We start from the raw sequence: 22,028 nt of genomic DNA on the forward strand, positions 1-22,028 counted from the left end.
GTTGCTAATACTCCATTTTAGATAGGTCTAGCTTAAGGTGGAGTTTAACATCCACCTTAAGCGATTTCTAAGCTTCAGCTAATCCATTCATTTAATTAGAAATTAGAAGGAGAGGATTGTTATGTCAAACTCAAAGGTATCTCGGAGAAAGTTTATCGCCACAGGTCTTACGTTTGCTGCCGGTGCTGCCTTGGCCGGATGTGGTGTCAATGGAGCAGCTAGTCCAGCGACTGCAGAGCCTGCCAAAGGCCAACCCGTAGCGGCTGCTGTCAGTGGAGCTGATCAACCGTTGCCATGGCCCTATGAAGTAATCGATCCAGAAGTAGTACGGAAGCGCGCTTATGAGAATTACTTCGAGGGTGGATGTTGCTACGCGGCCGGCAAGGCTATCGTTGACTCAATCAATGAAAAAGTAGGTGGACCTTGGGGTAACATTCCTACCGACATGTTCAAATATGGTAAAGGTGGAGCGCTAGGTTGGGGCACACTGTGCGGAGCTCTCAACGGCAGTTTGCTTGCTATTAACTTGGTCACCGGAAAAGACGTCGATTTAATCGGTAATGAACTCATCGGCTGGTATACAATGTTTCCTTTTCCCTCCACAAAGATGGATAGCTATGCCAAGATCACTAATCAAATTACGACAATCTCTAATTCCCCCCTTTGCCACGTATCAGTCAGCCTTTGGGCGAGTGCTGCAAATGCTAAAATCAACGGAGATGAAAAAGCTAATCGTTGTGCTAAAGTCTCGGGAGATACAGCAGCTGAAGCAATTATGTACCTTAATAACTGGAAGGAAGGAAAGTTTACCCCTGCGTATACTCCCGGCTCAGAATTTGCGAGCTGCCTAACCTGTCATAATGGTGCGAAAAGTATGCTGGATAACGAGCAAGGGAAAATGAGTTGCCTCCAATGTCACGATGAAAAATCGCAAGGTCATCCTTGATAATTTTTTATATAACAAATCGCATGAATTAAACAACAAAGATTTCTTTTTGAGTAGAGGTATAGAGATATAAAGATATAAAGAATTCGGGTCTTGTAGGGTTTATTAAATTAATTAGGTTAATAAATTGAATGGAGGCAGTTAGGCTGCCTCCATTCAATTTAATGTATAGGAGAATATAGCTTTTGTGTAACAAGATTTGGAAATTGAACAGTATATTACTCCTTGACTAATTTCAAAAATGGCTTAATCTTATAATATAAGGAAAGTTCAAAAGAAGACTAAATAGAGGTTGCTATGTTAAAGAAATCACAACAAAAACTGAACTTAGGCTTTTCAATATTCATCCTGCTGCTGATCTTATTGTTGCTTCAAGTTAGTGTCAAGCTGGCTCTAACTTTCGCAGTAAGCTTAGGGCTTGGTTTTGTTTTGCAAAAATCAAGATTCTGTTTCGTTTCAGCCTTTCGTGATCCGTTGTTGACTGGCACTACCAAGCTGACAGAGGCTGTCATCCTACTGTTAGCGATTAGTGTACCCGGTTTTGCGATTGTATATCATCTTGCTGAAACTCTAAACTATCCTCTACAATTGTATGTAACTCCCTTTGGTATTCATACCTTTATGGGGGGAATCTTATTTGGAACGGGGATGGTTTTAGCCGGCGGCTGTGCTTCTGGTGTTCTAATGCGGATTGGCGAGGGTTTTGCTATGCAAATGGTTGCTTTAGGCGGACTGCTTATTGGCGTTTTTATCGGCAAAAACAGCATCCCCTTCATGCTTTCTACTTTTTATGAATTTCCGGGAATTTTCCTTCCCGATATCATGGGGTGGGGGCCTGCTGTGGCTCTGCAACTCTTCATATTATTCGTTTTATGGAAAGTAACGCGTTGGTGGCAGAAAAAACAAAAAGGATTTGAGTAAATAATGGTAACCTATCAATTAGATATATGGGGTGAAATGTGTCCGATCCCTATCATAAAAACACAACGTAAACTAAAAGAAATGTCATGTGGTGACGTTTTAATACTAGAGACGGATCATAGCTGCACCAGCAGAGCTCTTGTCGTCTGGGCTCGAGAACATGGACATGATATTAAGGAAGAAGAAGTATCTAATGGGATATGGAGGCTGGAACTGATCAAGAAACGCGACTGAGAAGGAGGGCCTAATGAGAAAAGAATTAGAGGTAATTTACAAGGGCCCTTGGGCCTATTGGGTTGGTGCAGTGGTTTTAGCGATATTGAATATCGCTGTCTTGGTGATCAGACAAAGACCCTGGGGGATTACAACAAATATGGAGGATTGGTCTGTATGGATCGCCTCAAAAATCGGCTTGGTTAATGATTTGAATCTTACCTTTCAGGAATTATTAGTAGCCGATGGGACATATTTAAATCTGGGTATAATCCTAGGGGCTTTCTGGGCGACTGTCGTTGCCTCACAGGCGCGTTTTCATCCCATTAAAGAAGGAAAATTTGCAGTATCTGCATTAATCGGTGGAATTCTCATGGGCATAGGTGCCCGCATCGCCTATGGTTGCAATATTGGCTTGGTCTTAAATGGTATTGCTTCCAGTTCGTTATCAGGGTGGATTTTTATGATTGCCGTTTTTATTGGAGCCTGGATGGGAGCAAAATTGTTGTTGCGTTTTTTGGTTTAATATAAAACGAGGATGATTTACTCTACTGAGTATCTCATCCTCGTTGGTATTTTGAGGTATCATCCTAGCATAAAAACCGCTCTTCTGGGTCAGTGAGAAATTTAATCAGCTGTCGTGTCTTCGAAGGTAAATAATGATGATCAAGTTTTATGATCTTATAATGCAGGGGCATATCTAAACCGGAAATCGTCAGAGCTTTAAGTGCTCCTTGATAGATTTCTTTTTTTACTGATAAGCGAGGTACCACGGCCACGCCCATGCCGGCTTGAACCGCAGATTTAATGGCATCAATCGTCGTCATTTCTGTAATTACCTTAAGATCTTCAATTTTGCAACCTTGTGTTTCTAGAAATTCGGTGAATACTTTACGTGTGCCAGATCCCGCCTCGCGCATAATCAAAGGCTGCTTTAGGAACTCTTCTAAACTAATCTTATCTGACTCAATCGGGTGGGAGGGGGGAACAATAAGAACTAATTCATCTGATGTTACGTGATGAGAGCTGAATCCCGGTATGTCGTCGAAAAATGTTTCGACCACTCCGAAATCAACTTCCTCTAATTTTACCCTTCGGATGATTTCATCTGAATTAGCGATGGCAAGCCTGATGTTGACTTCCGGAAACTCTTCCTTGAATAAAAAGATCGAGCAGGGTAGTGAAACATTGCCAATCGTGGTACTTGCCCCAACGATGATTTGATTGCTCTCATGCTGGATGGTCGTTTCTAGTTGTTGTTCCATTTCTTCCTGTAGATCTAAGATCCGTTGGGCATAGGTATAGAAGATCTGACCTGCTTTAGTAAGAGTAACCCCTTGCTGAGTGCGCTCAAACAATTGACCCCGGTAATACTCTTCGAGGTTTTTGATGTGTGTACTGACTGCAGGTTGACTTAAATGCATTATTCTAGCAGCTTTAGAAATACTTTTGAATTTAGATACGGCGATAAAAATCTTTAACTGATAAGTGTCCAAACACTCACCTGCTCTCACATATTTGTTGAGATTTCGAGGAATTCATTAATTTTATTCATCATTTAATTCTAACAGAAAGTGTTCGGATTGTGAACCTTGTTAATTGACAAAAGGATCAGGTCGTACTATAATTATTTCCAAATTGAATTCTATCGTGCGATGATAAGAGGAAGATTCGAATATCCCTCAAGAGAGTTTGGAAGGGTGGAAGCCAAACGGGTAAGCGAATCGGGGCACTTGGAGTGTATTTTAATTGAGGCGGATCCCAGAGCGGGATCAAGCAGGGTGGAACCGCGGGAAGAATACTCTCGTCCCTGTAGCAGGAGGCTACAGGGGCGGGAGTTTTGTTTTTTAAATCTAAAAATTATTAGTAGGAGGTTAATTATGAAATTTCAGGACATGATCCTTTCCCTGAATCAATTTTGGGGAGAACAAGGCTGCATCATTGCCCAGCCGTATGATATGGAAAAAGGAGCGGGGACCTTTAACCCCAATACCTTTTTGAAAGCCTTAGGGCCTGAGCCATGGAAAGTAGCATATATCGAACCCTCCCGTCGTCCCACTGATGGACGCTACGGGGAGAATCCGAACCGTTTACAGCATTATTTTCAATATCAAGTCATCATTAAGCCATCCCCGGACAATATCCAAGAGCTTTATCTGCAAAGCCTAGAGCGCCTTGGAATCAACCCGAAAGAGCATGATATTCGCTTTGTCGAAGATAACTGGGAATCACCAACCTTAGGTGCTTGGGGTTTAGGGTGGGAGGTCTGGTTGGATGGCATGGAAGTCACCCAGTTCACCTACTTCCAACAATGCGGAGGGATTGACTGCAAACCTGTTTGCTCTGAGATCACCTATGGTTTAGAGCGCCTAGCTATGTATATTCAAAACAAAGAGAGTGTCTACGATATTGAATATGTAGGTGATATCACTTATGGCGATATCTATCTGCAAAACGAAATCGATTATTCTCATTACAACTTCGAAGCAGCCGATGTGGAAGCGCTGCAGGTTTGGTTTGATATGTACGAGAAGGAAGCCATCCGTGTTGTTGAAAAGGGTTTAGTGCTTCCCGCTTATGATTATGTTCTGAAGTGTTCTCATACCTTTAACCTTCTGGATGCTCGCGGGGCAATCAGCGTCACGGAACGGACCGGATATATTGCTCGGGTGCGCAATTTAGCTCGTCTTTGTGCTCATGCTTATGTTGAGCAGAGAGAAAAGTTGGGCTTCCCTCTACTCAAGAGTCAGTCTGGAAAGGAGGTCGAATAAGATGGCTAAGGATTTTTTATTGGAGATTGGTACAGAAGAAATTCCGGCGAAATTCGCCCCAGGTGTGTTCCGGCAGCTTCAGGAACAAGCTAAGGCCCAGCTTGAAGAGTTGCGCTTAGATTATTCTGACCTTAAGATATACACCACGCCCCGGCGCTTTGCGGTACTTATAACAGGCTTAGCCGAAAAACAAGCTGATTTTACTGCGGAAGTTAAGGGCCCTGCCGTCAAAGCAGCCTATGATGCAGCAGGCAATCCCACTAAAGCAGCTCAGGGTTTTGCGCGGGGGCAAGGGGTCGATCCTCAGGAGCTTTTCGTTCAAGAATTGAATGGCGTTCCTTATGTCTATGCTCGGAAATCCGAAATCGGCCAAGCCACCTCAGAGCTGTTAGCCAAGTTCTGTTTGGATCTAATCACGGGACTTCATTTTCCCAAACCCATGCGTTGGGCGGACCTAGAGTTTCGTTTTGCTCGCCCTATTCGTTGGATTGTGGCCTTGTTTGGCACAGAAGTCGTCTCCTTTGAATTCGTTGGCTTAGAGTCGGGAAGAACCTCCCGAGGACATCGTACCCTAGGTGGTTTGGTTACGTTTGACAGCCCTGCCGAATATGTAGGAAAGATGCAAGAATCCTTTGTCATGGTGGATCCGCAACAACGCCGTCAATCCATATTGGGGCAGATTCATGTTCTTGCCGACAGAGTTGGTGGTGAAGTGGAAAAGGATGAGGATCTCCTCGAAGAAGTGACCCATATCGTTGAATATCCGACGGCTCTCTTAGGTGAAGTAGCGAAAAACTATATGCACCTCCCTGAACCGGTAATAACTACGCCTATGAAAGAACACCAACGCTATTTCCCGGTGCGCAATAAAGAAGGGAAGTTGCTGCCTTATTTTGTGACGGTTCGCAACGGAGATGATTATGCTTTAGAGAAAGTGCAAGCAGGGAATGAAAAAGTCCTCAAGGCACGTCTTGAAGATGCGGCCTTCTATTATCGCGAAGACCAAAAAATACCCCTTGTTGATCTGGTCGAAAAGCTGGAGAAAGTCACGTATCATGAAAAACTCGGCAGTGTCCGGCAACGTGTCGAGCGGATGGGTGCCCTAGCGGGAGCCATCGCTGAGCAATTAGGGGTGGTAGAAGGGCAGAAGGCCCTAGTTGAACGGGCGGCTCTATTAGCCAAAGCAGATTTGGTCACGTTGATGGTCTATGATTTTCCTGAACTCCAAGGAATCATGGGTGCCGATTATGCAAGAATTAATGGTGAAAAAGCAGAAGTCTGCACAGGGATTCTTGAACATTACCAACCTCGTTTTGCCGGTGATGCCTTGCCAGAATCTCTTGCAGGCCGAGTAGTCAGCATTGCCGATAAGCTGGATGCCATTGTGGGTGCCTTTGGGATTGGAATTCAACCCACCGGCTCGCAAGATCCATACGCCTTAAGGCGCCAAGCTCAAGGTATTGTTGGAATCCTCTTGGAAGCAGGCTGGAATCTCTCCTTGGATCAACTTCTTAAAGCTGCCTATGTCAACTTCACTAACCAAGGAATAAATCTACTACCCTTAGAAGATATTTCCGTGGCGCTCCAGGATTTCTTCCAACAGCGCCTACGGTTCGTATTACAAGAACAAGGGCTGCGCTATGATACCATTGACGCAATCCTTGCTCAAGGCAGTGATCAGATGACCCGGGCAGCCAAGAAAGCTCTGGTTCTGGCCGACAAACGGGAGACTCCGGAATTTGTACCTTATTCCCAAGCTTATATTCGCTGTGCAAACCTTAGCAAAAAAGCTCAAGCTCAGCCCTTAGACACCGAAGTTCTTGTCGATTCTACTGAAATTGCCCTTGCTGCTGCTCTTGTCGCAAGAAAAGAAACCTTGGCCAAATTGCTTGATCAAGGTGAGTATGCGCAAGCTTACAATGTGGCCGCTGAGTTTATCCCTCTGATTGAAGACTTATTTAACGCTGTCATGATTATGGTCGAAGATGAAGCTCTCAAGCAAGCTCGTTTAGCTCTCCTCGGCGAATGTGTGACCATTTTAGGCTGTATAGGGGATTTGAGTCTCCTCGCCTAAGGATTTAAAAAGGGAACCTGCCTAAAAACTGAGGACAGGTTCCCTTTTTACAACTGCCATTATTTTTTTTCAATTGGGCAATATAAATTAAAGGAAAATGAGAAATTGTGTGGAATAATTATCGGTATTATGTTAATTAGTATGTCACATTTGGGTTGTTAAACGAATAAATGTATACACAAGTGAACGATGAATGAGGTGAAAACGGGTTGGAGTTTTCGGAACGTCAAGCAAGAATTGTCGAGATCGTCAAGAATTCAAGCCCAATTACTGGGGAACAAATTGCAGCCAAGCTTGATTTAACTCGCGCAACCTTGCGACCTGACCTAACGATTTTAACAATGGCGGGTGTCTTAGATGCCCGGCCGCGAGTTGGCTATTTTTTAAAAGAGCAGAAGGAAAGCTCGCCCATCATGGAGCAGCTGCGTCTGCTGAGGGTTGGAGATTTCAAGTCCCTTCCTATTTCGGTCAGAGAAAGCATAAGCATCTATGATGCCATCGTCACAATGTTTACCCAGAATGTAGGGACGTTAACGGTCGTAGGAGAAAACCAGAACCTGAAAGGTATGGTTTCTCGAAAGGATCTTCTCAAGTCCGCTTTAGGAAAGACAGATCTTCAACAGGTACCAGTAAGCATTATTATGACTCGGATGCCGAATATAATCATGACGACAGCGGATGAACCCATCCTTGACGCTGCTCGTAAGTTGACATTGCATCAGATCGATTCCCTGCCGGTTGTCGAAGCGTTCATTGACGAAAAGGGTGAAGAGCGCTATGAGGTTATCGGTCGATTTACTAAGACGAATGTCGCAAGGATTTTTGTTCAGATCGGGACTCTAGGGAAACAATAGGATTCTTTCGGGCTCGAGCACATTTATTTTGGAGGTGTAGTGTGACAAAGGACATAGCGGAAATGCCTGTCATATATATTATTTCAGATGCTTTGGGAGAGACTGCTGAATACGTAAGCCGAGCGGCGGCTGCTCAATTTTCTGGTATTCGAACTAAAATTCGTAAAGTCCCTTATGTGCAGGATGAGGTACACATTGACGAAATCCTTGAAGAAGCGCTCAGGGAACAAGCTATTATTGTTTATACCCTCGTTGTCAAAAGACTGCGTATTTATTTAGAGGAAAAAGCGCGAGAACTTGGCCTAAGGACCGTCGATATCTTGGGACCACTGATTAATATTTTAGCGGATAAGACCGGACATGAGCCCAGTTATACCCCTAATGTGACTCACCTCTTAGATGAACAGTATTTCCGTAAGGTGGAAGCTGTGGAATTCGCGGTTAAATACGATGACGGTAAGGATCCACGGGGTGTGCTGTTAGCCGATGTTGTGCTCATTGGTGTATCGCGGACTTCCAAGACCCCACTAAGCATGTATCTGGCTCATAAAGGAATCAAGGCTGCTAATATTCCGCTGGTTCCGGAAGTATCTCCTCCTCAGGAGCTTTTTCAAATCCCGGGACAAAAAGTAATAGGGCTCACCTTAAAGCCTGACTTATTGAACCAGATCAGAACCGAACGTCTAAGAACTTTAGGCTTAGGCGCAAGTGCTGATTATGCTAACTATCAGCGGATTGTTGAAGAATTGGAATATGCTCGAGGTATTATGCGAAAAGTAGGTTGCCCAGTCATTGATGCTACTGGTAAAGCGATTGAGGAGACAGCTTCTAGGATATTAGAAATCTTATATAAGGGGGATCGCAATGACTAAAAAATTTGTATACTTATTCCGTGAAGGCAAGGCTTCTATGAAGGATTTATTAGGGGGAAAAGGGGCCAATCTCGCCGAGATGACGAATATCGACTTGCCCGTACCTCCCGGGTTTACTATTACGACAGAAGCGTGTAATGATTATTACGCCAATGGCCGCAACCTTCCTGAGGGAATTTGGGAACAGATCGTACCGGCTTTGGCTAATATAGAAGAGGCCACCGGGAAGAAATTTGGTGATAAGGTAAATCCTTTATTGGTTTCTGTACGTTCGGGGGCAAAATTTTCAATGCCCGGGATGATGGATACAATTCTTAACTTAGGGCTCAATGATGATACGGTTGAAGGGCTTGCCGCTTCTACCCAGAACCAGCGTTTTGCCTATGATAGCTATCGTCGTTTTATTCAAATGTTTGGAGATGTGGTTCTCGAGGTTGAGCATCACGAGTTTGAAAGAATTCTCGAGGACGCTAAAGAAAAGCAAGGCGTATCCTATGACTCTGAGCTTTCTGCCGAGAGCTTAAAAGAAATCGTCGTAGGCTATAAAAAGCTTATTCAACGGCGTACGGGTAGCCCCTTCCCCTTAGACCCCATGCAGCAGCTTGAACAAGCGATCTTGGCGGTATTTCGTTCTTGGAATAATGATCGAGCGATTGTCTATCGTAAAATCAATGAAATACCGGATAATATCGGAACGGCAGTGAATGTTCAGTCTATGGTCTTTGGGAATATGGGCAATGATTCAGGAACTGGTGTTGCCTTCACCCGTAATCCTTCGACCGGAGAGCGAGCGCTTTATGGAGAATACTTAATGAATGCCCAAGGAGAGGATGTGGTTGCGGGAATTCGTACTCCCCAACCGATTAAGAGCCTTGAGAATGAAAATAAGGATATCTACGCTCAATTTGTCGAGATATCTAATCGCCTAGAAGAGCATTACCGGGATATGCAGGATATCGAATTTACCATCGAACGCGGTCGCCTCTATATCCTGCAGACTCGTAACGGTAAACGGACTGCCCCAGCTGCTATTCGCGTTGCGGTAGAACTATGCCGTGAAGGGGTAATCTCCAAAGAAGAAGCTATAGTACGTATCGAACCCGGCCAACTGGGGCAACTACTTCATCGTCGCATGGATAGTGAAGCCAAGCTGGACATCTTAGCAAAAGGTCTGCCTGCTTCGCCAGGTGCAGCTTCCGGTAAAATTGTCTTTGATGCGGATGATGCTGAACGTTTGGGTCATGCCGGCGAGAAGGTTCTTTTGGTTCGTACGGAGACCACACCGGATGATATTCATGGTATCCTCGCTTCCCAGGGGATTTTAACCAGTCGAGGCGGGATGACCAGCCATGCTGCTGTAGTGGCTCGTCATATGGGGAAACCTGCGGTATGCGGCTGTGACGCTTTGAAAATTGATTATACCAATAACACCTTAACCATCGATGGTATAACGTATCCTGAGGGTACTCTCTTTTCTATTGATGGAGCAACAGGTCGCGTCATCAAGGGAGAGGTTCCCATGATTGACCCTGAGCTCAGCGAAGAGTTCAAGGAGTTGCTGGGATGGTCCGATGAGATCCGGGCTCTCAAGGTACTCGCCAATGCGGATAACCCTCGGGACGCCCAAAAAGCGCGGGACTTTGGAGCACAAGGCATAGGCCTATGTCGGACAGAGCACATGTTCATGGATCCGGCACGGATTCCGATTGTTCAAGAAATGATCCTTGCGCAGAGTCTTCAGGAAAGAGAAGAGGCCTTGGCGAAGCTTCTACCTGTGCAGGAAGAGGATTTCTATGGCATTCTCAAAGTGATGCAAGGATTCCCTGTCACCATCCGTCTCCTAGATCCTCCGCTTCATGAGTTCCTCCCGAATGTTGAAGAGCTTGTGGTGGAGATCACCAAACTTAAACTGAGCGGAGAGGATGAAGAAGAGCTCCGTAACAAGGAAGTCCTTTTGAGAAAGGTTCGAGCTCTTTCCGAACTGAATCCGATGCTAGGTCATCGAGGCTGTCGCTTAGGAATCACCTTCCCGGAAATCTATGCTATGCAAGCGCGGGCGATTTTCCAAGCCTCTGCTCGTCTCGTCAAGGAAGGCTATGAGATCCATCCAGAGGTTATGATTCCTCTCGTTATCCACGTGAAGGAACTAGAGAAGCTTCGCAAGCTTACCGAGGAAAATGCTCAAGCAGTTATGGAAGAGCAAGGCGTCACCTTCGCCTATAAGGTAGGAACCATGATCGAAGTTCCTAGAGCGGCTCTGACTGCTGACGAAGTGGCCACTGCAGCAGATTTCTTTTCCTTTGGTACAAATGATTTGACTCAGACCACTTTAGGCTTCTCTCGTGATGACGCAGAAGGTAAATTCCTCCCGGCATATCTTGAACAAAATATCTTAGAGAATAATCCCTTTGCTGTCCTCGACCGCAATGGGGTGGGCAAGCTTATGAAGCTGGGAGTTCAGCTTGGACGCACTGCTAACTCAGACTTAAAGGTCGGAATCTGTGGCGAGCATGGTGGAGATCCTTCGTCGATTGAGTTCTGTCATATGATTGGATTGAATTATGTGTCCTGTTCTCCGTTCCGAGTACCCATTGCTCGGTTAGCCGCAGCACAGGCTGCGGTTAACAACAAATACCAATCGAAGTAAGCTTAAACTAAGGTTAAATTCCAATAGCATTTATACCAAAGCTTTGAAATGCGATGTATATAATAAAGCAAGGGTATTGTCTCTTAGCGATTCTTAGAGGCAGTACCCTGCTTTTTAAAATATAAAAAGTATTTGCTTCAATTGTTCATAAATTATTGAATATGGTTGTACGGAATATGCCGAAATATGGGCAGTGGTAAAAAATGTGCTATAATGAACATTAATAGGGATGAGGCAAAGAAGCTTATTATATTTTAGGGAGGAAAAATGAGTTATAAAGTACTTCTATTTGATTTGGATGATACATTGTTAGATTTCAGTGCTAATGAAATTGATTCATTAAACAAATTGTTTCAGCTACACGGATATACCTTTTCGGATGAGTTGTTTCAAGTATATAATTCCGTCAACAAACAATTATGGGCTGATTATGAAAATGGAAATATTGTATTGGACGATGTGCTGAACTCAAGATTTTCAGAAACTATGTTAAGACTAGGAAAAGTTGTGGATGGCGTTGAATGGGAAAATCAATATAGAGAACTTTTGGGCAATGGATGTCAGCATATGGAAGGAGCTTTGGAAGTGTGCCAAAGCTTATCTGTATCCCATAGGCTGTTTGTTATCACTAATGGTATAACTCAAACTCAGATAAAGCGATTAAAACAGTCGGGCTTATACGAATTTTTTGAAGACATTTTTGATTCCCAAAGCATTGGATTTCAAAAACCATCAAAAGAGTTTTTTGGTTACGTGATGAGTCATATTAAAGATTTTAATATAAAGGAAGCACTTATTATCGGGGATTCATTAAATACCGATATAAAAGGCGGCCTTCTATCAGGGATTGATACCTGCTGGATTAACAAAAAGTTACAAAAATGCTCTGCAGAAATTCAAAGTACATACACGGTTACAAGCTTAGTGGAATTATATAATATCTGCACCCTTGTAAAATGAGCATAATAGGTGATTAAGTTTATTCGTTTATTGTAATTTTGTGCAGTTAGTCAAAAAGACTATAAAATATAGTTTACAAAAAGTGTTCCATAATGGTGAAAAATTGAGATTGGTCTATTTTGATAGCTACCGCTCAGGCTGCGGTTAACAACAAAGACCAATCGAAGTAAGCTTAATAGAGCCAGATCAGAAGCAGTAAAGCCTTGTGCATAAAGGGTTTGATGGTTTTAGTGTAGAATAATAATAGGGTACTATCTCTAAGTGTTAAGAGGCAGTACCCTATTTATTATTAAAATATAGTATTATGGAACATAAAAGTAAAAGAAAAGTAGAGTCGTTTAGCTCGCGATACATTGGAAGAAACAAATCGTCGGAATTCTTGCCCCAAAGACTTGACATAGGGTGAACTCGAGAGCTTATATTAAAGAAGGTACAAATTTAGGGTTGTTTTTGTCCGCAACCAGAAAATTCAATCTAGCCGGCCGTTGGTCATAATAGAGGAATTTTCTGCTGTTATGAGAAGGAGGTGTAGCTGTGCTTCGCATAGCAGTTTGTGATGACCTGCTCGATCAACTCGCAATCATCGCCGAATATATCAACGATTACATAGAAATTAACGCTCTTGATGCCGGGGTTCGCCAGTTTGATCATCCTGATGGATTGCTGACGGCTTGCGAAACGGAGCGGTTCCATATTTATATCCTGGATATTGTGATGCCGATGATTAATGGGATTGAGCTGGGCAAGGAGATTCGCCGACTAGATCGGGAAGGGCAAATTATCTATGCTACCACAGAGCCATCCTTTGCGTTTGAATCATTTTCTTCAAATCCTATTAATTACCTTCTAAAGCCTATAGATAAAGAGCGGCTATTTCAAACTCTGGATCTCGCCATTTCCAAGGTGAATACCGCTGAGGAGAACATCATTACTATCAAAACCAAGGACGGCCTTCGCGTGGTGAAGTTATCGTCCATTATTTTCTGCGAATATGTCAAGCATACCGTTCTCTATTCGCTGATAGGTGGAGAGAGGCTAGCCACCCGCACCATCTCGGAAAGCTTTTCCGAGCATGTTCGTCCTCTCCTTTCTGATGGGCGCTTTCTTCAGCCCCATAGTTCCTTTGTGTTGAACATGAGCCGGGTAGAAGGGTTTTCAAAGGATGGATTCGTGATGCGAGACGGAACGGTAATCCCTATTCCTGCCAAGCAATACCCAGCGGTGAGAGACATCTATATGGACTACCTGCTCGCCAGGGAGGGGTGTAAATGAGCGCTTTGCTTCCCGATTTTTTACGCGGTACGGTAACTGACATCATGAACATCCTGTTGATGCTCACGCTACTTCAGCCAAAGTATGGTAAAAAAGTAACAGGTCTTGGGATGGCAGGCTTTTTGACCGTCAATTTGCTAGTGAACGGATTCGGTTACCTTACCGGGAACCTCACGTTGCTGGCCAAGCTAGACTTTATTTTATGGGTGGCCATTTGCTTTGGTGCACGTCCCTTGTTCCGGGACAGCTTTATGCAGTGGTTGTTTAGCATCCTCACCGTGTGGAACCTAAGCATGTCCGTTATGGTGCTTAGTTTCTCTCTTTCTCGGTTGATGCCCTATCCCATGTATGCCAATACACTGTTGCGGCTGGTGCTGTATGCCGGGATATTACTCTTGCTACACTGGTATGTCCGCCCCTTGTATCGGCAAATAGTGGAGTCTTGGAACGTGTTTTTTTACGTGGCGGTAGCTCTTACAGCTGCCCTATCCTATTATTTTGTCAGCGGAGAGGATGTCGTCCGTACTCTCACCGAACAGGCGGTGCCGATCCATCTTCTTGTTCTGGTTACAGTGGCGGTCTATGTATCTATCGGCTTTTCCCTTAAAACCCTTTCTCGCGAGTATGCTCTGCGGGAGGAAAACCTGAGGATGCAAAACAGTCAGGAGCTGTTGCACGTGTCGGCTTCCGCTATGGCAGATCGGATCAAGCTGTTGGATGCGTCCCGTCAGCAAAGCTGTATTGCCGACCATGACCGCCGCCATTTCAACAACACCCTACTGGAGCTGTTGGAGCAGCACAAAACCGAGGACGCTATTGCCTTTCTCAAGCAGCAGTCCAGTAAGGCATCAGCCAAAGTGATAAGTTACTGCGAAAATACGGCGGTAAATGCTGCTGTGTGCTATTATGCGGGGCTAGCGGAGGACAAAGGAATCACCACTGAGATGAGTCTGGATATCCCCAACGCCCTGTCGGTGGATTCGCTGGAGTTGGCCATGGTGATTTCCAATCTGATAGAAAATGCCATTCAAGCCTGTGAAGGCGTAGGAAAAGACAGAGAGAGGAAGATCCGGTTCATCTGCCGCCAGGTAGGCAGGCTCGCCCTGGAGATCAGCAACCCCTGCGACGGTTCTGCCGTTCTTGACGAAAAGGGACACCCGATCGCTACAAAGAACGGCCACGGCGCAGGCACCAAAAGCGTGCTTGCCTTTATCGAGAAATATGATGGGGAGATCCTGTATCAGATTGCCGACGATATTTTCCGGGTCCGTATGCTGGTATAACACAGCGGTCTTTGGGTTTGTCCAATTATTAAAAATAATATGGTTTATTAAGCGCTTTTAAGCATGAAGAAGAGCCTTTTGAGAAAAGAGGCTCGTTTTTTGTTTTCATAGGGTACGGCATCTGCTACTAGCCCCCAAGGACAATTACCAAGATTTTTGAGATATTGAGCATAGTTATTCGGTCGTTTTCTTAATACGATATTCAGCATGGTTATTCGGTCTCCTTCCCACATATTCGATGTTCTCCCAGTCGCCACTTAGAACTTCTTTGTGAAACATCTTTCCCACAGATCTTTTTTCAGAAAGACTAAGTGATTTCCAATTCCCCGGTATCACTAATTCGTTGAGTTCGAAGGTCGTCCCAGAGGGAAGCGCTTTTATAATTGGCGATAATAAAGCTGAGGGTTCGATGGCTTTAACACTCAATGCGGAGGGGTTAGACTGAAATTTGCTTAATATCCAAGTGTTGCTAATCTTTTTTGCCATAAGCTTTTGCTCATAACACAGTTTTTTAATATAGGTGGGACTGAGGCCCCACATTTCGGAAGCTTCGTCAACTCCCATAATATGCTCTAGAGGATCAAAATCATGCATTTTATTACGTCCTTTCACAACGTAGAAATACGACACTCTTAAATGAAGCATAGTTTAATGTGTGGTTTTAGTCAATATATAAGTGAAGATGTTTTTAAAGTCCAAGACGAATACAGGAGGAATTAATGCGCTGATGCATAACTCAAAGGGTTAACCCTTTATCCGATGACTACCAGCCGTTAGACTCCCACCTTATATAGCCAGGCCAATCTTATATAGCAAGAAAAGAGTTGCCACAGCCGAGTCATACAACTGTCTTTCTGTTTGTCAATCATTTTTGGAAAATAAGATAGTTTCTTAATAGCTTTTTAAGCATAAAAACGAGTCTTTTGAGAAAAGAGGCTCGATTTTTGTTTTTATATGGTACGTTCTCACTGGAAAGCTTAGAGCTAGAAAGGTCGTGAACGGTTATGGTAGAGCTAAAAAACAGACGGGATAAAGACGCGCCCCTGAATGCGCCCAACGCGGAAGGAAACGTCTGGCCCAAGCAATGCTGCCCAGCTTTTGAACCCAGGGAAGGCTCTGCAGCTGGTCTGTGCCAATGCTGGTACTGCCGCTATGCGGACTTTCATTTGGATAAACCTAGGGCGCTGGAGGTAGGCATCTGCTATTGGCCCAGTAAGATCATGAAATGAAGACAAACATCACAGGAGGAGAATGAAAATGGACGGAGTCTTTGCATATGGGGGGTAATATGCAAAAGGTAACTGCTATTTGTTATTTTTTTACCTTTTTATTTTATGGGATGGGATATTTTAAAAAGTTGGTCATTAGGAACGCGGTTCCAGAACATATAACAACATATAACTATACCCTTTCTATTACAATGGCAACGGTATATTTTGTTTTAGCAATCCTTTTTGCAGTAATTGGCTCTCTTTTCCTTGGTAGCAAGGCATTAATTTAATAAGGAAGAGAAACAGCAAAAAAGAAGTCTTGAATTTGAGAAATTTAATAGAGGAGAGTTGACGATTGCGTAAACTAAAAGAAAGTATGAAGGTATTATTTGTAGTTTGTACGTTAGCACTATTTTTTATGATGCCGTCCACTGCGTGGGCAAGTTCGGAGGCACAATACAGCACGGATGGAGGTATTAATTGGACGGATAGTACCTTCAAAGACGCTTTTGCCGCTTTGAATAACAGTACCAATGGCGGTACTATCAAGCTGCTTACTGACGTAACCTGGAATCCAAAAACTTATGGTGATGAGCAGATTAGAAAGAATATTACTATCATCAGTGGTAATGGTGCGCGTAAAATTCAGCGTGGACCTGATGCCACGAGCAGTGTCATGTTCCGTATAGATAATACCTATACTTTAACACTTGGCAGAGATGGTGGAATGGGTCAGGGCAATACCCTTACCATTGACGGAGGTGCGGTTTGGACGGGGGATGTGGACAGCACCCTTAACCGCGGTACAACCAACAGTGGTATTCGAGGATGGGAGATTGTTAGTCTTAACGGCTACAACAGCACCTTCAATATGTATGAAGGGGTTACCCTGCAAAACAATGATGGTCCTGATTCCGGCAAAGTCTCAGCTGTTTACCTAGGTACCCGTACTACTTTCAACATGTATGGTGGAGAAATAAAAAATATGAGGCATACGAGTGTGTATGACAGAGGAGCCGTTGATGTTGGAGGTTCGGCAACTTTTACCATGTGGGATACGGCTAGAATTACCGGATGTAGCTCCAATTCTGCTGGTGGCGCAGTGAATAGTTCGGGTACATTCACCATGAATGGTGGGACCATTTCGGGTAATATAGCTAAGATTGGTGCTGGTGTAAATCTAAACGGCAGCCTTACTATGAACGGGGGAACGATTACCGGCAATAAGACAAGCGAAGACGGCTACGGTGCAGGAGTCAAAGTAGGCACTGGTGTGACACTAAAGCTAAAAGGGAATCCAACAATAAACGGCAATATAAAGGGTGCATCAACACCTAACAATGTTTTCTTGACGTATAATCAGGTCCTTGGATCAAGTATCCTGAGTATAGACGGGATACTCACCGAGGCAAAGGACACCATTGGCATCACAGTATCAGGCGGCAATAGTATGACGGTTGTCCCTGAATACGACAGCAAAAAGGGCACCAATATTCTGCCTGCGCCGTTCTTCTCAGATGATCCTTCGATGGAACTTAGCTTAGATGTCAGCGGAGGCTTAAAGCTTAGCTCAGCTCCGCCACCGGCATCCATGCCTACGGCAATTTTCGAGGCTTCCACCATGACACTGACAAATGTAGAGAATGGGATGAAGTACAGCGTTAACGGCGGATCGAACTGGATAGACATTACCACAACAAGCGTTGTTATCGCAGACGCTACAGCTGCCAATGGCATCAAAGTATATATGCCTGGCAACGGTACAACGACTAGAGATTCTGATGTCCAGACTATAACTGTGACCAAGGCAGCAACACCGGTAATTTCAACTTTCACCGTAACCCAGCCAAGTACAATCAATGGCACGGGTAGCATAGCAGGAGTTCAATCTTCCATGGAATATAGCGTGGATAACGGCAGTACATGGACGGCAGGAGGTAGTACGATTACTGGTATCTCCGGCGGCACAACCTATTCTATCCGCACCAAAGCTTCCGGAGCTGTGTTGGCTTCCGAAGCATATACGATCACAATAAATGCTTTTATTCCGACAAAGGAAACGAAGCCCGTAGCGATTTTCGAGGCTTCCACCATGACACTGTCAAATGTAGCAAATGGTATGAAGTACAGCGTTGACGGCGGAACGAACTGGCTAGACATTACCACAACAAGCGTTGTTATCGCATACGTTACAACAGCGGATGACATCAAGGTATATATGCCTGGAAACGGGACAACGACCCTCAATTCTGATGTCCAGTCCATCACTGTGACCCAGGCAGCAACACCGGTAATTTCAACTTTCACCTTAACCCAGCCAAGTACCATCGGTGGCACGGGTAGCATAGCGGGGATTACAGCTTCAATGGAATATAGCCTAGATAGCGGGAGCACATGGACGGCAGGAGGTAGTAGTATTATTGGTATCTCCGGCGGCACAACTTGTTCTATCCGCACCAAAGGCTCCGGAACGGTGGTGGCTTCCGAAGCATATACGATCACAATAAATGCTTTTATTCCGACAAAGGAAACGAAGCCCGTAGCCACTTTCGAGGCCTCCACCATGACACTGTCAAATGTAGCAGATGGGATGAAGTACAGTGTGGACGGCGGAACGAACTGGCTAGACATTACCACAACAAGCGTTGTTATCTCAAACGTTACAACTGTGGATGGAATCAAGGTATATATGTCTGGAAATGAGACAACGACCCTCGATTCTGATATCCTGACCATCACTGTGACCCAGGTAGCAACACCTCTAAGCACTGATTTCACCGTAACGCAGCCAAGTGCCATCGATGGCACGGGTAGCATAGAAGGGGTTCTATCTACCATGGAATATAGCGTAAATAGCGGTAGCATATGGATCGCGGGAGGTAGTACGATTACTGATATCTCCGGTGGCACAACCTATTCTATCCGCACCAAAGGTTCCGGAACGGTGTTGGCTTCTGAAGTATATACGATCACAATGAATGTAGCACAAGCAGCCCCAACAGGCTTAGCGGGGGTTGAGCCGACAACATATGGCGCAAATGATGGAAAAATTACAGGTACTACAACTGCCATGGAATACAAATTGTCAACAGATGATAATTTCATACCAGCAACAGACTCAGAGATCACCGGCTTAGCAGCAGGAACTTACAACGTAAGATATGCAGCTAAAACAGGCTTTAATGCAGGGGCGACAGCAACAGTAACCGTGCCGATTGGTCCAAATGCAGATCAGTTAGCACCAATCGGTTTGGATGCAGCTGCACCGACAACATATGGCGGCAATGATGGAAAAATTACAGGTACTACAACTGCCATGGAATACAAATTGTCAACAGATGATAATTTCATACCAGCAACAGACACAGAGATTACTGGCTTAGCAGCAGGAACTTACAACGTAAGATATGCAGCCCAAACCGGCTTCAATGCAGGAGCAGCAGTAACGGTAACCGTGCCGGCGTATAAGATACCACTAAGCTCAGTTTCAATCTCTGGCACAGCCAAGGAAGGGCAAACCTTAACTGCAATAGTGGATCCTATCGGAGCAGCGGTTACTTATCAATGGCAAGCAGGCGGGGAAGATGTAGGTACAAACTCAGCAACCTACACTGTACAAAAGGAGGATATCGGTAAAACCATTACGGTAACGGTTACTGCAACTTCAACAAGTAGCCATACGGGCACGAAAACCAGTACACCAACCAGTACCGTAACCGCAATACCTATCACAGCAAAAATCAATGGCGGCGATCCTATAGGTGGAGATAGCCTTGCGAACGTATTTACCCTATGGAGAAATGCTGAATCGGCTACGTCATATGAAGCAATCACCTCAATTGAAATTATCGGGGGCAGTGTTACATACGACGACTGGCTTCAAATGAGGACTCAACGAACATCTTTAAGTGGTCTCACAAGCTTTACGGTGGCAGATACGGTTACCTCAGTTGCCGACCTGCCGCGCGTGGACACAGCAGGAGATAGAATTTTTAATATTAATATTCAAGAGGTATACATTGCCAAACTGACCTCAATTCCCTACGGTGTGTTTAAGAGCATAGGAGATGCTTATTACACAAGTGCGTACACAAAACTCACCGCTGTAAATTTTCCAGATGTGACGGTAATCGGGATTAGTGCTTTTTATGGTTGCACAGGTCTTACAACTGCAAATTTTCCTGAGGTGGTAACAATAGGTGTGTATGCATTTCAGAATAGCGGTCTTGTGACTGCAAATTTTCCAAAGGCGACAACGGTAGATGCGATGACATTTTATGGATGCACCAGTCTCACCGCAGCGAATTTTCCGTTGGCAACCAGTATTGGGGGGAGTGCGTTTTTGGGGTGCACCAATCTCAGTCTTACCACAGAAAGTTTTCCAGAGGCGACCAGTATTGAGAGTAATGCGTTTGCTGAATGCACCAGTCTCACCACAGTAAGTTTTCCGAAGGCAACCAGTTGTGGTTTTGCTGCGTTTTATGGGTGCACCAGTCTCGCTACAGCAAATTTTCCGGTGGCGACCAGTATTGGGGGTAGTGCGTTTATTGGATGCACCAGTCTCACCACAGTAAATGTTCCTGTTGCGACCAGTATTGGAGCATCAGCATTTTCTAATTGCTCAAAATTGTCGACCTTGAAACTTCCCGCAACTCCACCAACAGTTTCCGACGCTAATGCATTTGAGAAATGTCCGTCATCCAGAATCCTTGGTTTTGTTGATATAAATGGTAGTGATTTAACAGGCACAACGTTAACCACCGCCCAGAATAACTATAAGGCAGTTGCTGACGGCAACACATCGGATACTCTCTGGTATGGCTGGAATATAACCCAGGCGGACGGACCAGCCTTAACCGGTGTTACAAGCGATGATGCCGCAAACACAATGACAGGCATGACTGCAGCCATGGAATTCTCAACAGATGGGACAACATGGACAGCATATAATGCAGCGTCACCGAACCTCCCTGATCTGACAGGAACAGTGGCTTTACAGGTTAGAGTGGCAAAAACAGCAACCCATACTGCCGGAGCACCTACCACCTTCTACTTTACAGTACCAAGCACCTACAGCGTAACCTTTACAGGTGATGAAGGCGCAACAGGCACAGCACCTACCCAAGCAGCAACAGTAGCAAATGGCACATTCCAATTGCCAACCAACCCATTTGCAAAAACGGGTTATACCTTTGCAGGCTGGAATGATGGCACGACGACTTACAGTGTGGGTATAACGTATACCATGCCAGCAGAGAATGTAACCTTTACAGCGCAGTGGACGGCCAATGCACCAACCACGTATTCTGTAACCTTTACAGGTGGTACAGACGCAACAGGCACAGCACCCACCCAAGCAGCAACAGCAGCAGGGGGCACATTTGCATTGCCCGCCAACCCATTCACAAAAACAGACTATACCTTTGCAGGCTGGAGTGATGGCACGACGACTTACAGTGCGGGTATAACGTATACTATGCCAGTAAGGAATGTAACCTTTACAGCGCAGTGGACGGAAAATGTACCAGATACTTACACCATAACCTTCATAGGTGGTGCAGGCGCAACAGGTGTGGCACCGATCCAAACAGTAACAACAGCAGCCAGTATAGTGGTATTGCCAGCCAATACATTTGCAAAAGCCGGCTACACCTTTGCTGGTTGGAGTGATGGCACGACAACTTATGATGCGGGTACAACGTATACGATGCCAGCATACGATGTAACCTTTACAGCACTGTGGACAGCCAACGCACCAGATACTTACACCATAACCTTCATAGGTGGTGCAGGCGCAACAGGTGTGGCACCGATCCAAACAGTAACAACAGCAGCCAGTATAGTGGTATTGCCAGCCAATACATTGTAAGCGCTTAATAAAAGGGTGCATGGAAACTACTTGAGGCCTATGGCAAAATATAATAAAACCCAGCTACACTAGTTATAGCCGGGTACTGACACAGGATCAAGTTTAATTACAAACGACAATAGTCGGGGAGTTCAG

Annotated in this window: 16 protein-coding genes; 14 read left to right on the top strand and 2 right to left on the bottom strand. The window is 44.8% G+C overall.

Annotation, left to right across the window (positions count from 1 at the left end; genetic code table 11):
• Positions 1–121 precede the first annotated feature (121 nt).
• The 4 genes from AAC978_RS13590 to AAC978_RS13605 all read left to right on the top strand — a co-directional run bounded on the left by AAC978_RS13590 (position 122) and on the right by AAC978_RS13605 (position 2,606).
• Positions 122–946, top strand: a complete 825-nt coding sequence (locus AAC978_RS13590) for a C-GCAxxG-C-C family (seleno)protein (protein ID WP_341548606.1) — start codon at positions 122–124, stop codon at positions 944–946.
• A gap of 297 nt (positions 947–1,243) precedes the next feature.
• Positions 1,244–1,867: a YeeE/YedE thiosulfate transporter family protein gene (locus AAC978_RS13595; protein WP_341548607.1), complete on the top strand. Its 624-nt coding sequence runs from the start codon at positions 1,244–1,246 to the stop codon at positions 1,865–1,867.
• A 3-nt stretch (positions 1,868–1,870) separates the two neighbouring features.
• On the top strand, positions 1,871–2,101 hold the full coding sequence (locus AAC978_RS13600) for a sulfurtransferase TusA family protein (protein WP_341548608.1): 231 nt from the start codon (positions 1,871–1,873) through the stop codon (positions 2,099–2,101).
• A gap of 13 nt (positions 2,102–2,114) precedes the next feature.
• Positions 2,115–2,606 carry a YeeE/YedE thiosulfate transporter family protein gene (locus AAC978_RS13605; RefSeq protein WP_341548609.1) on the top strand — a complete coding sequence of 164 codons (492 nt, stop codon included), beginning with the start codon at positions 2,115–2,117 and terminating at the stop codon, positions 2,604–2,606.
• Between the two features lie 64 nt (positions 2,607–2,670).
• Here AAC978_RS13605 and AAC978_RS13610 read toward each other — a convergent pair whose 3' ends face one another.
• Positions 2,671–3,594: a LysR family transcriptional regulator gene (locus tag AAC978_RS13610; RefSeq protein WP_341548610.1), complete on the bottom strand. Its 924-nt coding sequence runs from the start codon at positions 3,592–3,594 to the stop codon at positions 2,671–2,673.
• Between the two features lie 366 nt (positions 3,595–3,960).
• On the opposite strand from AAC978_RS13610, the gene glyQ reads away from it, so the two are divergent.
• From glyQ to AAC978_RS13650, 8 genes are all read left to right on the top strand, one after another.
• Complete coding sequence (gene glyQ, locus AAC978_RS13615; protein ID WP_341548611.1) at positions 3,961–4,851, top strand: glycine--tRNA ligase subunit alpha; 891 nt, start codon at positions 3,961–3,963, stop codon at positions 4,849–4,851.
• Position 4,852: 1 nt separating this feature from the next.
• The gene (gene glyS / locus AAC978_RS13620) at positions 4,853–6,925 is read left to right on the top strand and encodes a glycine--tRNA ligase subunit beta (RefSeq protein ID WP_341548612.1); all 2,073 of its coding nucleotides are present in this window, start codon (positions 4,853–4,855) and stop codon (positions 6,923–6,925) included.
• Positions 6,926–7,134: 209 nt separating this feature from the next.
• Positions 7,135–7,779: a helix-turn-helix transcriptional regulator gene (locus AAC978_RS13625; RefSeq protein WP_341548613.1), complete on the top strand. Its 645-nt coding sequence runs from the start codon at positions 7,135–7,137 to the stop codon at positions 7,777–7,779.
• Between the two features lie 62 nt (positions 7,780–7,841).
• Positions 7,842–8,651, top strand: a complete 810-nt coding sequence (locus tag AAC978_RS13630; RefSeq protein ID WP_341548624.1) for a pyruvate, water dikinase regulatory protein — start codon at positions 7,842–7,844, stop codon at positions 8,649–8,651.
• Positions 8,644–11,298 (top strand): pyruvate, phosphate dikinase, encoded by a 2,655-nt coding sequence (ppdK, locus tag AAC978_RS13635; protein WP_341548615.1) that lies wholly within the window; start codon positions 8,644–8,646, stop codon positions 11,296–11,298. Before AAC978_RS13630 ends, ppdK begins: the two co-directional genes overlap by 8 nt.
• Before the next feature lie 267 nt (positions 11,299–11,565).
• Positions 11,566–12,258 carry a YjjG family noncanonical pyrimidine nucleotidase gene (locus tag AAC978_RS13640; protein WP_341548617.1) on the top strand — a complete coding sequence of 231 codons (693 nt, stop codon included), beginning with the start codon at positions 11,566–11,568 and terminating at the stop codon, positions 12,256–12,258.
• A gap of 534 nt (positions 12,259–12,792) precedes the next feature.
• Positions 12,793–13,530: a LytR/AlgR family response regulator transcription factor gene (locus AAC978_RS13645; protein WP_341548619.1), complete on the top strand. Its 738-nt coding sequence runs from the start codon at positions 12,793–12,795 to the stop codon at positions 13,528–13,530.
• Positions 13,527–14,813: an ATP-binding protein gene (locus AAC978_RS13650; RefSeq protein WP_341548620.1), complete on the top strand. Its 1,287-nt coding sequence runs from the start codon at positions 13,527–13,529 to the stop codon at positions 14,811–14,813. Before AAC978_RS13645 ends, AAC978_RS13650 begins: the two co-directional genes overlap by 4 nt.
• 174 nt (positions 14,814–14,987) lie before the next feature.
• Here AAC978_RS13650 and AAC978_RS13655 read toward each other — a convergent pair whose 3' ends face one another.
• Positions 14,988–15,407, bottom strand: a complete 420-nt coding sequence (locus AAC978_RS13655) for a DUF1413 domain-containing protein (RefSeq protein ID WP_341548621.1) — start codon at positions 15,405–15,407, stop codon at positions 14,988–14,990.
• 694 nt (positions 15,408–16,101) lie between these two features.
• On the opposite strand from AAC978_RS13655, the gene AAC978_RS13660 reads away from it, so the two are divergent.
• Together AAC978_RS13660 and AAC978_RS13665 are read left to right on the top strand one after the other, a co-directional pair.
• Complete coding sequence (locus AAC978_RS13660) at positions 16,102–16,314, top strand: hypothetical protein (RefSeq protein WP_341548622.1); 213 nt, start codon at positions 16,102–16,104, stop codon at positions 16,312–16,314.
• 65 nt (positions 16,315–16,379) lie between these two features.
• Entirely contained in the window at positions 16,380–21,893 is a 5,514-nt protein-coding gene (locus tag AAC978_RS13665; RefSeq protein ID WP_341548623.1) for a leucine-rich repeat protein, read from the top strand.
• Positions 21,894–22,028 lie beyond the last annotated feature (135 nt).

This window comes from Desulfitobacterium sp. THU1, assembly GCF_038181555.1.
Lineage (GTDB): Bacteria > Bacillota > Desulfitobacteriia > Desulfitobacteriales > Desulfitobacteriaceae > Desulfitobacterium.

What these genes read in the sequence shown, in the direction of transcription:
- AAC978_RS13590 (WP_341548606.1), top strand. Translation starts at nt 122, where the DNA reads ATGTCAAACTCAAAGGTATCTCGGAGAAAGTTTATCGCCACAGGTCTT.
- AAC978_RS13595 (WP_341548607.1), top strand. Translation starts at nt 1,244, where the DNA reads ATGTTAAAGAAATCACAACAAAAACTGAACTTAGGCTTTTCAATATTC.
- AAC978_RS13600 (WP_341548608.1), top strand. Translation starts at nt 1,871, where the DNA reads ATGGTAACCTATCAATTAGATATATGGGGTGAAATGTGTCCGATCCCT.
- AAC978_RS13605 (WP_341548609.1), top strand. Translation starts at nt 2,115, where the DNA reads ATGAGAAAAGAATTAGAGGTAATTTACAAGGGCCCTTGGGCCTATTGG.
- glyQ (WP_341548611.1), top strand. Translation starts at nt 3,961, where the DNA reads ATGAAATTTCAGGACATGATCCTTTCCCTGAATCAATTTTGGGGAGAA.
- glyS (WP_341548612.1), top strand. Translation starts at nt 4,853, where the DNA reads ATGGCTAAGGATTTTTTATTGGAGATTGGTACAGAAGAAATTCCGGCG.
- AAC978_RS13630 (WP_341548624.1), top strand. Translation starts at nt 7,842, where the DNA reads ATGCCTGTCATATATATTATTTCAGATGCTTTGGGAGAGACTGCTGAA.
- ppdK (WP_341548615.1), top strand. Translation starts at nt 8,644, where the DNA reads ATGACTAAAAAATTTGTATACTTATTCCGTGAAGGCAAGGCTTCTATG.
- AAC978_RS13640 (WP_341548617.1), top strand. Translation starts at nt 11,566, where the DNA reads ATGAGTTATAAAGTACTTCTATTTGATTTGGATGATACATTGTTAGAT.
- AAC978_RS13650 (WP_341548620.1), top strand. Translation starts at nt 13,527, where the DNA reads ATGAGCGCTTTGCTTCCCGATTTTTTACGCGGTACGGTAACTGACATC.
- AAC978_RS13655 (WP_341548621.1), bottom strand. Translation starts at nt 15,407, where the DNA reads ATGCATGATTTTGATCCTCTAGAGCATATTATGGGAGTTGACGAAGCT.
- AAC978_RS13660 (WP_341548622.1), top strand. Translation starts at nt 16,102, where the DNA reads ATGCAAAAGGTAACTGCTATTTGTTATTTTTTTACCTTTTTATTTTAT.